This is a genomic window from Oceanobacillus sp. M60 (assembly GCF_053839645.1).
The window spans coordinates 765,952-778,214 of sequence record NZ_JBSSNH010000001.1 but is presented as its reverse complement, the minus strand read 5'-3'; the positions used below and the strand labels follow the sequence as shown (position 1 = coordinate 778,214).

Here is a 12,263-nt window from a genome sequence, read left to right as displayed (position 1 = left end):
TATTACAAAGTACTTGCATGAATCTAAAAATAACGTTAGGATTTATTTGTAATTGATTAATCACTTAATTTTTGGGCAGGTGCACTATGATGGTAAAATTAAAGAAGGAAAATCGGAAAGAAGAAATTCTAGAGGCTGGATTAGAAGTATTTGCAAAGAAAGGCTATTATAATGCAACTACCGCTCATGTTGCAGAAAAAGCTGCTATCTCTCAGCCGTATGTTTTTCGATTCTATAAAACAAAGGAAGAGTTATTCATTGCTGCCTTAGATCGGGCATTTGAAAGGATTCTGCAAACGTTTAAAAATGTGGAAGCAAGCCCGGAACAGCTCGTTGAAAAAATGATTGAAGCCTATGAAGAACTGTCCGAATTGTATCCTAATGAGATTGCTTTGCAGGTAATAGGAATTTCCGTAACAGAAAAATCGATACAGCGTACTGCAAAAAAAGGATTATCTGACATCAGAAGCTATACTTTAGAAAGATTCAAGTCTGCCGGAATAAAGGATGCAGAAAGGGAAGCCAGTACGTTTTTAGCAAGAGGAATGCTATGTAATATTTCTTATTTCTTAGACCTTCCCGAGCTTATTGATGAGAAAACAAAATAAATAATCAATGAAAGTTGATTATTTATTTTTGCAAAGAAGTGATTGATTAATCAATAAATAATTTAGGGGGTGAGAATGTGAAATTACGTAAGGTAGATTATGTTTTTATTGGAATTATTGCTGTTTGTCTCATCAGCTGGTTGGATTAATTAGTTGCTAATCAATAATTAAAAGGTGGTTGAAAAAATGATGGTGAAAAATAAAAAGGAACATGCTGTTTCCACTTTATCTGTCGGATTAGGCATTGCTGTCGCTGTGATTGTATTGTTCACATATTGGGATTAATTCTTTTATTTATCAAGCTTATATTGAAGGTAATACCTTAATAGGCGTAAAAGATGTAACATGGAAATTATTTTTGTTTTTTAGTTATTGATTAATCAATAACCAAAAGAAGGGAGTATTGAAAATGAAAAAAGCAATTGTATTAGGCGCAACCGGGGGTACTGGTCAAGTTATGGTTTCAGAACTATTAGACAGAGGAAGAGAGGTCATTGCCTTCGGACGCTCTCAAAATAAATTGGAAGCATTAATGGCAGAACACAATCATCATTTGAATCTTACCTATCAGCTGGGAGACATATTTGATTGTCAAACGATTGTGGAAGCTGCTAAAGATGCAGATGTTATCTTTCAGTGTGCTAATATTCCATATCAGGAAATGGCGGAAAAATTGATGCCGCTGGGAGAAAGTGTGATGAAAGCAGCAGATATTTTGGGAAAAAGAATCGTGATTGTTGATGGCATTTATGTATATGGACACCAAGTTGCGAAAGGAGATGAAAACCATCCTCAACATCCACATACAAAAAAAGGTAAACTTAGAGTAGCTTTCGAACAATTGATATTCAGCGGAAAATGGAAAAGAGCAAAAGCTTTAATTGTCAGGTTGCCAGATTATTATGGCCCAACTTCACAAAATTCTTACTTGCAGCCTACACTTGATGGAATGGCTGCAGGTAAAATGTCCATTTTTATTGGTAATTTACAAACGCCCCGTGAATATGTTTATTTGCCAGATGCTGCTAAGATGATTGTGAATATAGCAGATAAAGACGATTCCTATGGAGAGAATTGGAACATACCAGGTGCTGGATTGATTTCAGGTAAAGAGATTATTCGAATTGCTCGGAAAGTAACAGGAAATCAGAAGGTGGTTATTCCTCTGACTAAAAATGTTATCCGGTGTATGGGTTTGTTTGATGCATTTATGAGAGAAATTGTTGAAATCATGTACCTTACCAAAGAAGGATTTATTTTGAGTGGAGATAAATATGAAAGACGGATTGGCCCCATTCCAGCAACTCCTTTTCAAAATGGGCTGGAAGAAACATTACTATCTTTAATAGGCAATAAAAATTAATGTTATAAAGTTAACAGGGGTAACAAAAGCTAATGGTGATAAAGTAAGATAATGAAGTAAATAATGGGGTCAATGTAAAGTTAAAGAGGCAAAGATATGAAAGTTCTCTACCATATACAAAGCAATTGACCCTTACAGTCTTTACAATGTTTGTTTTGTATATGGTATAAACCATTCATGCGTCACATATCATGCGATGCATTATTTTTTTGTCTGGAATGATTTTTATTCTTCACTTTATGAGAACCTGCCAATGGTTCGCCATAAGGCTGCTTTGGACTTTGCGGCAAATTAGGTTGTTCCTGCTGTTTTGGTCCTTTTCGGTTTTTCGTCATTTATATTCAACCTCCGTCGTGTAGTTATTGTGCTTTTGTATTTACAAACGTATTTTCATCCTCGATTAAGCCGCATGCTCCGCACTGTATTCTTCTCTCAGGCCCATTATAGGCGATGTGAAATACTTCCAGCGGCTCCTGCGTGTAATCATTTAATACTTCTCCTGTGCTGGCATCTAATTTGACCGGATTCGCTACTTGTTCAATGACATTGAAACGCGACCGGTTTGTTTTACATCTGGGACATTGATATGGCTGGCTCATCTAGAGCACCCCCGATTACTTTATTGTTATTTAAGGTATCTTATTGGTATTTTCTCTGATTTCTATGAAATTATACCGGTATTTTCATCTGTTGATTCATTTCCTATTTTTTAATCGTTTATCTAATGATTTAAATAATGTGTTGACAAAATAAAAAGTACATCATATAATTTATATTGAATTAAAAATAAATGAATTAATTATAGTTTGATTAAATATAAATTCAGAAAGAAGGGTGATGATAGGTAACTAAATGAAACACAGTTGGAAGCAGAATGGTCTCAAAAAGCGGTTATTTTTTCACTAAGTATAAAAAAGCTGAAATGAGGCATAAAAAGAACAGTTAGATATTGGGATGCAGCGCTCCAATAAAGGAGATGGTTCTGGCGAAGAAAAAGAGAGCTATTTTAAAGAGGTGTAAGAAATGGGATTTTTAAATAAATTATTTGGAAAATCAAATGAATCAAAGGAGATAGAAACGATGACAAAAACAAAAGTAGCAGTTATTTTTTATAGTATGGGCGGTACGAACTACCAAATGGCAAAATGGGCAGCAGAAGCGGCGGAAGCAAATGGCGCAGAAGTAAGAGTATTGAAAGTGCAGGAATTAGCTCCAGAATCTGCTATTGAAGGAAATCCGGCATGGAAAGCAACCGTAGAAGCAACCAAGGATGTTCCTGTTGCATCTTCAGAAGATATTGAATGGGCAGATGCACTTATCTTCAGCACGCCAACGCGTTTTGGTAATGTGCCTTCTCAAATGAAGCAATTCTTAGATATCCAAGGCGGACTTTGGGCTAGCGGAAAAACAGTGAACAAAGTAGTCAGTGCGATGTCTTCTGCACAGAATCCGCATGGCGGTCAGGAAGCGACGATCCTGTCGTTGTACACGAGCATGATGCACTGGGGAGCTATCATTGTACCTCCAGGCTACTCGGATGAATCTGTATTTGCAGCTGGCGGAAATCCTTATGGTACAAGTGTCACTGTTGATCAAGACGGAAAAATGGTGGAAGATGTGGAAGCGACAGTTAAGCATCAGGCACAACGTACAGTGACAGCTGCTGAATGGGTTAAAAAAGGAAATCAATAATTCATGCTATTAGAAAAGATGGCACCTTTCATTTGGAATGGTGCTGTCTTTTTTGTATATCCGGAAAGCAGTGAGACGCTGCTTCATGAATCAGGGGGATAGTAAGTTTTTAAAAACATAGAGAAAACAAGTATAATGGCTTTATACCGCATTTAAATTCCTCCTAATAATTAAAAGGCAAAGAAAAACAATGTGAAAATAACTGATTACTCGCAAATTGCTGATAAATATGAGAGCAATACATATCGATTAGATGAAATGCAATTTGATAAGGATTTAAAGGAGTATCAATATAGATACCCTAAACCAATGTATCACGTGTTAGATTTAGCATGCGGGACAGGTATTTATCTTAATACTCAAATAAACCTGTTTTGATAGTCGAAACATGAGCTGGTACGGGCTTGATGCTTCAGAGGATATGTTGAAAAAGGCGAAGAACAAATTAAAAAATGTCTCACTCGTGCATGGTTTAGCTGAAGATATGCCCTACGAGAATGAAAAGTTTGATTATATCTCCAATAATTATGCTTTTCATCATTTTTTAAAGAAGGAAGCAGCGCTTGATGAAATATATCGTGTCTTGAAGAAAAACGGTGTATACAAGCTGCATAATATTGCTATCCATGATATGAGAAAATGGTGGGTATATCATTATTTTCCAACAGCATATGAAGAGGACGTAAAAAGGTTTTGGGAAAAGGAAGTTATTTTTGATGAGCTTTCAATAAGAGGGTTTAACACAGAACTGCAGATGACATATCGATTAGAAAAAATCAGGGTGTCGGATTATCTGGGGTATGCAGAGAATAGAGACATATCCATATTAACGTTGATTGATGATCAGGATTACCAAGAAGGGTTAGAGAAAATGAGATATGATGTGAAGCGTAATCCTAAAAAAACCATCGTCACTGATTTTGCAGAGATGTTTTGTATTTCGACAAAGGGGTAGTGTTTTAGAAAGAAAAAATCGTCTTTTTGGAAAGGGAAACAGAGGAGGAATTTAATGAGTGAAGAAGTAAAAGCAGCCGGCTGGGATGCAATTGATAATGCAATGGAAGCAATTTATGGGAAGCAGGAACCGAAGCATTATGGAACAGTGATCTCTTATTCGCTGGGCGGACCGGATCCATTAGATGGAATCAGCGCTTATCAATCAGAAACGCCAGGCTTGCACTGGCATATAGTTACATATGGATTTTCAGAGATTTACGAAAAAGAAACCGATAATCCAGAAGTAAGCGGTTTTGGGTTTGAATTAACGTTCAGATTGAAAAAAGAAGAAGGGGAAGAGGAACCGCCAGCCTGGGCGCTTAATCTGCTTCAGAATTTGGGAAGATATGTTTTTAACAGCGGTAATGTTTTTAAAAATGGAGACTATATGGATGCAAATGGTCCTATCTGTTTGGAATCAGATACGGCATTAACTGCATTGGCATTTATTACGGATTCTGAGCTTGGTACAATAGAAACAGAAAATGGTCAAGTGCAATTTCTGCAGATGGTTGGTATCACAAATGATGAGCTCGAAGCAATGCAGACGTGGAATACACGAGGTGTTCTCTCTGCCAGTTCCCCATATATGCCCGCGTTTATTACCGATTTAAAAAGAGATTCTTTACTAAATCATGCAGATGTCTCCCAAAAAGTTGATGAAGGAAGAGAACGGGAAGGATCCAATACAGGATTTCTATTTAACGATAATTTATCGTGGACTCCAGAAAAAAAGGGCTTATTCAGAAAAAAACCAGCAATGCTGACTCTGGGGGCAAAACAAACCGAAACCATAAGTAAAGTGCTGCGAGGGCGTCTCTTGAAAGGAAAGGCTCTGACATTGGCAGGTCCTGATATTGTCATTGCTATAGAGCCCGGGGAAAAGTCAGAATATGCAATGGAGAAGGATAAGGTGCGTCTAATTTTAGATGAACAGAGTACAATCGAGTTGAGTGAGAAGCTGATTCCTAAAGAAGGTGTGGCGGAACTATTCTCGTTTGAACAGCTGGCTGTAAAAATTGTTAAAACATACATCAAAGATAATGAAGGAAATGTTGTTCAGGTAATTGGGTAAGAGAACTCATTTGAAAGTAAAATAACATTTCCTTGATAAATCGCTAAACACTTTTGAAAGAATATCTTTGAAAATAAAAAATTATATGTTATTCTTTATTTGTAATCTGAAAATTAAATAAGCAACACTAGGGGAGCCTTTGGCTGAGACGAATACTCGGACCCTTTGAACCTGATCTGGTTAACACTAGCGTAGGGAAGTGGCAGGAACATGACGATATATCATTCGAACAATGAATTTGTATATAATCAAGACCACTTATCCCTCAGCTGGATAAGTGGTCTTTTTCGTTCTTCTGCCAATCCTGAAGCAAGAAAATGGAAGAAAGGGGAGAAGAAGATGGACAGGCATCTGCACTTGATCAGTGATGGCAGTTTTTCCGAGCAGCATTTGCAAATAGTGAAGCGGATTCAGGCTGAGATTGGTTATTTGCATATCAGAGAGAAGAACAAGACAGCGAAGGACATTCTGGAAATCATCGGTGCATTAGAAAATATCGGATTGCCATTAGAGAAAATAATAGTGAATGACAGAGTAGATATTGCTGTGATAAAGCAGTGCGCAGGTATTCAGCTGGCGTTTCACAGTCCTTCCATTCCACTTGTAAAAGAAAGCTTCCCTGAATTGAAGGCAGGAAAGTCTGTTCATTCTTTAGCTGAGGCAGAGCAGGCGCAGCAGGAGGGAGCTGATTATGTGCTGTATGGCCATATTTATTCCAGCAAGTCCAAAGCCAATCAGCAGCCCAGAGGATTAACGGAACTACAGGAAATGACTAACGCGCTGTCTGTGCCGGTATATGCTATTGGCGGGATTACTCCTGAGCGGGCGAAAGAAGTAACTGCCGCAGGAGCAGCCGGCATCGCGGTCATGTCTGGTATTTGGCAGGCAGAGGATCCGGTCCAAACTGTCAGAGCTTACCGGCAAGCGTTGAATATATGAAAAGGAGGGAGAAGATGAATAAACAGTTTGATCAAATTATTGTAGGCGGCGGAGTTATTGGCTGCTCTATTGCTTATCAGCTGGCCAAAAGAGGCAATCGGGTGCTGGTCATTGAAAGGAATCAAATCGGCTGCGAGGCTTCCAGTGCCGCAGCAGGTATGTTAGGCGCTCAAGGAGAGTTTACAGAAGACAGTCCGCTTTTTCGGTTTGCACATGAGAGCAGAGCGCTATTCAAAAATTTATCCGAGGAACTGAAGGAAGCGTCAGGAGTAGATATTCAATATATTCATAAAGGAATCATGAAGCTTGCTTTTCATCAGCAGCAATACAGCAAGCTGCAAAGCGTCGCGTCCTTCCAGCGGGAAGCGGGGAACCCTGCGTATTTACTGTCAGTAGAAGAAGCGAAAAAAATGGAGCCAAGCCTGACGGAGAATCTTCGTGCTGTCCTGTATTTGCCGGATGATGGTCAGGTTTCCGCCCGTCATCTGACCAAAGCCTTCTCTCTGGCTGCGTCTCATTATGGTGCGGTGTTGCATGAGCAGGAAAGCGTTAATGAGCTGTTGATAGAAAATGAAACGGTTTATGGTGTCCGGACAACAGAGGCAATCTATGAAGCGGTCCAGGTTATTGTTGCAACAGGAGCTTTCGGAGATGAATTGCTGCCTGCAGATTATGCTGCGATTCCGGTGAAGGGCGAATGTCTGCTGTTAGAACTGGACCAGAAGCTATTTCAATCAACACTTTGGATGGATGGCTGTTACCTTGTTCCGAAGCAGGGAAAAAAGGTGATTGTTGGAGCCTCCTCCATACCAGGAAAAATGGATAAGCATGTCCATGCCGCAAGCGTCCAGAGACTGCTGTCACGAGCGCAGAAAATGGTTCCGGAGCTGGCAGAGGCGAGGATAAGAAAAATGTGGGCAGGCATCAGACCATCTACAGCTGACGAACTGCCATACTTGGGCGAGATTCCGGGAATCCCAGGCCTATATGCGGCAAAGGGACATTATCGAAATGGCATCTTACTATCGCCTATCACGGGAATTTATATGGCAGATTTAATAGAAAATAAGCCGGTTTCCCCGCTTTATTATGATTGCTTTCATGCGGACCGTCAAAATAAAAAATTGGAAAAGGCAGGTGAATCAACATGAAAATCACAGTGAATGGCAACGGATTAGAAGTGCAGGAAGAGGTAAAGCATGTCAAAGGCTTAATCGACTTTCTGGGATTGGAAGATAAACCTTTGATTATCGAGCATAATCAGCAGATATTACAGAAGGAAGAGCATGAAAAAGCGGTGTTGGAAAATGGAGACAAGGTAGAAATCGTTCATTTTGTTGGAGGAGGTTAAGCAAATGCTTACAGTTGGAAACTATCAATTTAAATCACGTTTATTCTTAGGGACAGGTAAATATCCGGATTTTGATATTCAAAAACAGGCGGTAGATAAATCAGAGACAGAGGTACTCACTTTTTCTGTCAGAAGGATGAATATTTATGATCCTTCCCTGCCCAATTTTTTAGAAAAAATCGATGTGGACCGCTATACGTTTTTACCAAATACAGCAGGGGCAAAGGATGCGAAGGAAGCGGTGCGAATTGCTAAATTAGCGGCCGCTTCAGGACGATGTGATATGGTCAAGGTGGAAATCATTGGCTGTGATAAAACGTTGCTGCCTGATCCGGTAGAGACATTGAAAGCAACAGAAGAACTGGTGGCAGAAGGTTTTACAGTGCTTCCTTACACCTCAGATGATGTGGTATTAGCAAAAAAACTGGAGGAAGCAGGAGCCCACGCCGTGATGCCTGGAGCTTCTCCCATTGGAAGCGGGCAAGGAATCATCAATCCATTAAATCTTTCTTTTATTATCGAGCAGTCAAAAGTGCCTGTCATTGTCGACGCAGGGATTGGATCGCCTGCTGATGCAGCGTATGCCATGGAATTGGGCGCAGAAGGTGTTTTACTGAATACAGCTGTTTCCGGAGCACATGACCCTGTAAAAATGGCAGAGGCAATGAAATATGCAATAGAAGCAGGGAGACTGGGGTATGAAGCGGGAAGGATTGCGATGAAAGATTATGCTGTAGCCAGCAGCCCGGAGGAAGGGATCAGCGTTGGAAACTAATCGTTATCATCGTCAGATATTATTTGCGCCAATCGGCGAGTCTGGCCAGGAGAAGCTGAGCCAAAGCCATGTGCTGATTATCGGTGCAGGCGCTCTGGGGTCGAGCAGTGCGGAAGCTTTAACGCGTGCGGGCATTGGCCACATAACATTAATAGACCGGGATTATGTAGAAGAAAGTAATCTGCAGCGGCAGCAGCTGTTTAGTGAAAGGGATATGGAACAGAAAATGCCCAAGGCAATTGCTGCCAGACAACGGCTTTCTGAAGTGAATAGTCATGTCAAAATAGATGCGATTGTTGGAGATGCTGAGGCGGATATATTGCGGAAAATAGTGCCTGAAGCAGATCTTATCATCGACGCGACGGATAATTTTGAGACAAGACTTTTGCTGAATGATATGGCGCAAAAGTATCAGAAACCATGGATTTATGGAGCGATTGTAGCAAGCTATGGAGTTACTTTCACGGTGGTTCCTAAAAAAACTCCCTGTCTACAATGCTTGCAGGAATACATTCCAGTTAATGGCGCTACCTGTGACAGCGTCGGCGTTATTCAGCCGGTTGTGCAAAAGGTGGTCTCCCAGCAGATAACAGAAGCGTTAAAGCTATTGACGGGTAACGAAGCGGCTTTATCAGGAAAAATCATTTCCTTTGATCTTTGGAACAATGAGCATGTGGAAATAGAGGTAGCTTCCTTACGCAAAGCGGATTGTCCATCATGCTCAGAGAAAAGAAGCTATCCAAACCTTGCTTACGATTCTCATTTGAAAACCGCTGTGTTATGCGGCAGAAATACCGTCCAACTCCGTCCGCAGCGTAAACAAACAGATTTGAATGAAGTAGCCAAAGAGCTGCAGAAGAATAACCAGATCAAGCTGTTTCAAAATCCTTATCTGCTTTCGTTTGAAGTGGACTCCTTCCGTATTGTGCTGTTTCAGGACGGGAGAGCATTGGTTCATGGGACGATGGACCAGATGGAAGCAAAAAATATCTATCACCGCTATTTGGGATAATTAACTTTTATCACAGGGAAACGCCCATAAAATTCCACACCCTGTATAAAAAAGGAAAATATATTAATTTAGATAGGAAATCAGGTGAACTGACTCCTTGACTCAATCAGGCTCATTCAGCGGGAGAAAAGAAAAATTTCCGCTGAATGAAGTTTTGTTTTATACTTAGAAAAACGAATATGAATTAAAATTATTCTGTATAAAAGTGGTGAAGAAAAAATGAAGAAAGGTATATATCTTACTCTGAGCATCCTGGTTTACCTCATTATTCTAACTGGCTGCAATGAAAAAAGAGACTATGAAACAGACGGCCCTTTTATCACAGTAACTTCTATTTCCACCGGGCCAGATGAATACAGACATTTTTACCCGGTAAACTATGCTGTTTATGAAAACGGGAAGCTGACACTGCATACAGAACAGACAGGTGATATAAAAATAGGTGAAGATGCTCCAGTATATGAAACAAGTGTTTCTGAAGAAGAAGTGGAAAAGATTAAAAGTCTGATAGAAGATAACTTCTGGCAGCTTCCCGAAGATGTATCAGATGATGACTCCGTTGATGGGAGCTTTTATTATGTCGACGTCCATTTAACAGATTCCACGACTAGAGTCGGCGGACTGAACCCGAATGAAGCGGGATTTATAGAAATAGTTGATTATGTACATAATTTGGCAGAAAGGGAAAATCGGGAGCTGTGGGAGAAGCAATTAAGAGAGCATATTTATAAAATGAATCCTGATTCTTAATTTCTTGTGTAATCTAAACTAAATCATTGTTCGGGGAAATAAAATTCAGGATAAAAAATGAAATAACCTTCCTAAATGGATATAATAAGATTAGATGAAATAATCTAAAACGTAAGGAGACTAAATATGACAGCAGAAAATAAAAAAGAGCTTTCTCAAGCGGAACAGGAAGAATTACTGGGGAAATTAAAGACGCGTTTTGAAAAGAATACGGAGCGTCATCAGGGTCTGGAATGGGAACCGATTCAAGCCAAGCTGGAGGGGAATTCCGAAAAATTAATCTCCTTATTTGAAATGGAGAGAACGGAAGGCGAGCCGGATGTAATTGGATATGATGAGGAAAGGGAAGAATATATCTTTGTAGACTGCTCGAAAGAAAGTCCTAAAGGACGCAGAAGTGTGTGCTATGACCGGGCTGCATTAGAATCAAGAAAGAAGCACAAACCGGAAAATAGTGCGATAGATATGGCAACGGATATGGGCATTGAAATGTTAACAGAAGACCAATACCGCGAACTCCAAAAGCTTGGAACTTTTGATGCGAAAACATCAACCTGGGTAAAGACACCGACGGATATTAGAGAACGAGGCGGAGCACTTTTTTGTGATTTCCGTTTTGGGCATGTTTTCGTATATCATAATGGCGCGGAATCCTATTATGGTTCCCGTGGGTTCCGGGGGATGTTACGAGTGTAGCAGTAAGCAGGAGAAGGATATGGAGAATCAGGAATGGATGTAAACCGACAATTCTTGATTCTTTTTTATTTGTACAAAGAATAACAGAGCAGAGAGGAGCATTTATTTGCTGGTCAATCGAGGATGGCTTATTTTAGGCATTATTTGGACGGTTCTTTTTGCCGGTATGAGCTTTTATTGGGCGATGGGCGGAATGCTTGGTGTCAGATCTCTGGGCGGAGCAATCTACGAAATGTCGCTTGATCCGGAACCTTCCTTTGTTCGCATTGTATGGCTGACGGGCTTTGTGAAATTATTAGGCGCATTATTGCTATTGCTGCTGCTCGTTTCATGGAAAAATGCGGTTATCGCCAAGGCGCTTTATTACCTAGCAAAGCTTGCAGGCGTATTCTTATTTATGTATGGATTCTTAAATTTTATCACGATTTCAATGAGTGCATTTGCTATGTTGGATATGGATTTAGAAGCCCATGCAACCTTTTGGAGATTGGTTTTTTGGGAGCCGTTTTGGATGATAGGCGGAATTTGTTATTTTTTCTCTGTGAAAAAATATCGCTCTGTTTAAGGTTGTACGCTTGCTTCAGGTATATTTGTCAAACAGCTATTATTTCAATGCTGGAAATTTTATTCATTGTAAGGAGGGGATCGTATGCAATTAAAACATTTAAACCTAACAGTAAACGACGTGGAAGCTTCGCGGGAATTTCTGGAGAAATACCTTGAAATGACATGTGTGAATAGTCGTGGCAAAGGTTTTGCAGCTATGTTTGACGATAATCAATTCGTTTTGACGCTGATGAAAGGAAAAGGTGTTCAATATCCGAAAACCTTTCATATTGGATTCCCGCAAGAAAGCAGAGAGAAAGTAAATCAAATAAATAAACTGTTGAAAGAGGATGGTTATGAAGTAGATTCACCCATTGAATCTCATGGATATACGTTTTATGTGGAGGCTCCGGGCGGATTTACTGTTGAGATTTTGTCTGAGTAAAATTAAAAATTCATT

The 12,263-nt window shown here is 39.9% G+C and carries 16 protein-coding genes and 1 riboswitch; of the genes, 14 read left to right on the top strand and 2 right to left on the bottom strand.

Annotated elements, in window-relative coordinates; translation table 11 throughout:
* Window positions 1-89 precede the first annotated feature (89 nt).
* Both ACW0TQ_RS03810 and ACW0TQ_RS03805 read left to right on the top strand, forming a co-directional pair.
* Window positions 90-608, top strand: a complete 519-nt coding sequence (locus ACW0TQ_RS03810; protein ID WP_455725365.1) for a TetR/AcrR family transcriptional regulator — start codon at window positions 90-92, stop codon at window positions 606-608.
* A 409-nt stretch (window positions 609-1,017) separates the two neighbouring features.
* A complete protein-coding gene (locus ACW0TQ_RS03805) occupies window positions 1,018-1,971 on the top strand; it encodes an SDR family oxidoreductase (RefSeq protein ID WP_042531218.1) in 954 nt (317 codons plus the stop codon).
* 182 nt (window positions 1,972-2,153) lie between these two features.
* On the opposite strand, the gene ACW0TQ_RS03800 is transcribed toward ACW0TQ_RS03805, so the two are convergent.
* Both ACW0TQ_RS03800 and ACW0TQ_RS03795 read right to left on the bottom strand, forming a co-directional pair.
* Window positions 2,154-2,306 carry a small acid-soluble spore protein P gene (locus tag ACW0TQ_RS03800; RefSeq protein ID WP_040979436.1) on the bottom strand — a complete coding sequence of 51 codons (153 nt, stop codon included), beginning with the start codon at window positions 2,304-2,306 and terminating at the stop codon, window positions 2,154-2,156.
* Between the two features lie 24 nt (window positions 2,307-2,330).
* Complete coding sequence (locus tag ACW0TQ_RS03795; protein ID WP_042531220.1) at window positions 2,331-2,570, bottom strand: hypothetical protein; 240 nt, start codon at window positions 2,568-2,570, stop codon at window positions 2,331-2,333.
* Window positions 2,571-3,051: 481 nt separating this feature from the next.
* Between ACW0TQ_RS03795 and wrbA the strand changes: the two genes are divergently transcribed.
* From wrbA to ACW0TQ_RS03735, 12 genes are all read left to right on the top strand, one after another.
* Window positions 3,052-3,663, top strand: coding sequence for an NAD(P)H:quinone oxidoreductase type IV (gene wrbA, locus ACW0TQ_RS03790; RefSeq protein WP_042535902.1), 612 nt, complete (start codon window positions 3,052-3,054; stop codon window positions 3,661-3,663).
* 388 nt (window positions 3,664-4,051) lie between these two features.
* Window positions 4,052-4,618, top strand: a complete 567-nt coding sequence (locus ACW0TQ_RS03785; protein ID WP_244882350.1) for a class I SAM-dependent methyltransferase — start codon at window positions 4,052-4,054, stop codon at window positions 4,616-4,618.
* Window positions 4,619-4,672: 54 nt separating this feature from the next.
* Window positions 4,673-5,734 (top strand): suppressor of fused domain protein, encoded by a 1,062-nt coding sequence (locus ACW0TQ_RS03780; RefSeq protein ID WP_042531222.1) that lies wholly within the window; start codon window positions 4,673-4,675, stop codon window positions 5,732-5,734.
* A gap of 119 nt (window positions 5,735-5,853) precedes the next feature.
* A riboswitch (TPP riboswitch) is annotated at window positions 5,854-5,949 on the top strand.
* On the top strand, window positions 5,945-6,673 hold the full coding sequence (locus tag ACW0TQ_RS03775) for a thiamine phosphate synthase (protein ID WP_226894733.1): 729 nt from the start codon (window positions 5,945-5,947) through the stop codon (window positions 6,671-6,673). It overlaps the preceding riboswitch by 5 nt.
* 14 nt (window positions 6,674-6,687) lie before the next feature.
* Window positions 6,688-7,824, top strand: a complete 1,137-nt coding sequence (gene thiO, locus ACW0TQ_RS03770; RefSeq protein ID WP_042531224.1) for a glycine oxidase ThiO — start codon at window positions 6,688-6,690, stop codon at window positions 7,822-7,824.
* Window positions 7,821-8,024 (top strand): sulfur carrier protein ThiS, encoded by a 204-nt coding sequence (thiS, locus tag ACW0TQ_RS03765; RefSeq protein WP_042531226.1) that lies wholly within the window; start codon window positions 7,821-7,823, stop codon window positions 8,022-8,024. The genes thiO and thiS overlap by 4 nt, the downstream gene beginning before the upstream one ends.
* Before the next feature lie 4 nt (window positions 8,025-8,028).
* Window positions 8,029-8,799 carry a thiazole synthase gene (locus ACW0TQ_RS03760; protein WP_042531229.1) on the top strand — a complete coding sequence of 257 codons (771 nt, stop codon included), beginning with the start codon at window positions 8,029-8,031 and terminating at the stop codon, window positions 8,797-8,799.
* Window positions 8,789-9,811 (top strand): ThiF family adenylyltransferase, encoded by a 1,023-nt coding sequence (locus ACW0TQ_RS03755; protein WP_455725355.1) that lies wholly within the window; start codon window positions 8,789-8,791, stop codon window positions 9,809-9,811. Before ACW0TQ_RS03760 ends, ACW0TQ_RS03755 begins: the two co-directional genes overlap by 11 nt.
* Window positions 9,812-10,030: 219 nt before the next feature.
* The gene (locus ACW0TQ_RS03750; protein ID WP_042531233.1) at window positions 10,031-10,561 is read left to right on the top strand and encodes a hypothetical protein; all 531 of its coding nucleotides are present in this window, start codon (window positions 10,031-10,033) and stop codon (window positions 10,559-10,561) included.
* A gap of 126 nt (window positions 10,562-10,687) precedes the next feature.
* Window positions 10,688-11,257 carry a DUF4256 domain-containing protein gene (locus ACW0TQ_RS03745; RefSeq protein ID WP_042531235.1) on the top strand — a complete coding sequence of 190 codons (570 nt, stop codon included), beginning with the start codon at window positions 10,688-10,690 and terminating at the stop codon, window positions 11,255-11,257.
* A gap of 106 nt (window positions 11,258-11,363) precedes the next feature.
* The gene (locus tag ACW0TQ_RS03740) at window positions 11,364-11,822 is read left to right on the top strand and encodes a DUF3995 domain-containing protein (RefSeq protein WP_226894734.1); all 459 of its coding nucleotides are present in this window, start codon (window positions 11,364-11,366) and stop codon (window positions 11,820-11,822) included.
* 84 nt (window positions 11,823-11,906) lie between these two features.
* Window positions 11,907-12,248, top strand: coding sequence for a VOC family protein (locus tag ACW0TQ_RS03735; protein WP_193062539.1), 342 nt, complete (start codon window positions 11,907-11,909; stop codon window positions 12,246-12,248).
* Window positions 12,249-12,263 lie beyond the last annotated feature (15 nt).

Excerpts from the sequence above, each read along its gene's own strand:
- ACW0TQ_RS03810 (WP_455725365.1), top strand. The coding sequence starts at position 90 with ATGGTAAAATTAAAGAAGGAAAATCGGAAAGAAGAAATTCTAGAGGCT.
- ACW0TQ_RS03805 (WP_042531218.1), top strand. The coding sequence starts at position 1,018 with ATGAAAAAAGCAATTGTATTAGGCGCAACCGGGGGTACTGGTCAAGTT.
- ACW0TQ_RS03800 (WP_040979436.1), bottom strand. The coding sequence starts at position 2,306 with ATGACGAAAAACCGAAAAGGACCAAAACAGCAGGAACAACCTAATTTG.
- ACW0TQ_RS03795 (WP_042531220.1), bottom strand. The coding sequence starts at position 2,570 with ATGAGCCAGCCATATCAATGTCCCAGATGTAAAACAAACCGGTCGCGT.
- wrbA (WP_042535902.1), top strand. The coding sequence starts at position 3,052 with ATGACAAAAACAAAAGTAGCAGTTATTTTTTATAGTATGGGCGGTACG.
- ACW0TQ_RS03785 (WP_244882350.1), top strand. The coding sequence starts at position 4,052 with ATGAGCTGGTACGGGCTTGATGCTTCAGAGGATATGTTGAAAAAGGCG.
- ACW0TQ_RS03780 (WP_042531222.1), top strand. The coding sequence starts at position 4,673 with ATGAGTGAAGAAGTAAAAGCAGCCGGCTGGGATGCAATTGATAATGCA.
- ACW0TQ_RS03775 (WP_226894733.1), top strand. The coding sequence starts at position 5,945 with ATGACGATATATCATTCGAACAATGAATTTGTATATAATCAAGACCAC.
- thiO (WP_042531224.1), top strand. The coding sequence starts at position 6,688 with ATGAATAAACAGTTTGATCAAATTATTGTAGGCGGCGGAGTTATTGGC.
- thiS (WP_042531226.1), top strand. The coding sequence starts at position 7,821 with ATGAAAATCACAGTGAATGGCAACGGATTAGAAGTGCAGGAAGAGGTA.
- ACW0TQ_RS03760 (WP_042531229.1), top strand. The coding sequence starts at position 8,029 with ATGCTTACAGTTGGAAACTATCAATTTAAATCACGTTTATTCTTAGGG.
- ACW0TQ_RS03750 (WP_042531233.1), top strand. The coding sequence starts at position 10,031 with ATGAAGAAAGGTATATATCTTACTCTGAGCATCCTGGTTTACCTCATT.
- ACW0TQ_RS03745 (WP_042531235.1), top strand. The coding sequence starts at position 10,688 with ATGACAGCAGAAAATAAAAAAGAGCTTTCTCAAGCGGAACAGGAAGAA.
- ACW0TQ_RS03735 (WP_193062539.1), top strand. The coding sequence starts at position 11,907 with ATGCAATTAAAACATTTAAACCTAACAGTAAACGACGTGGAAGCTTCG.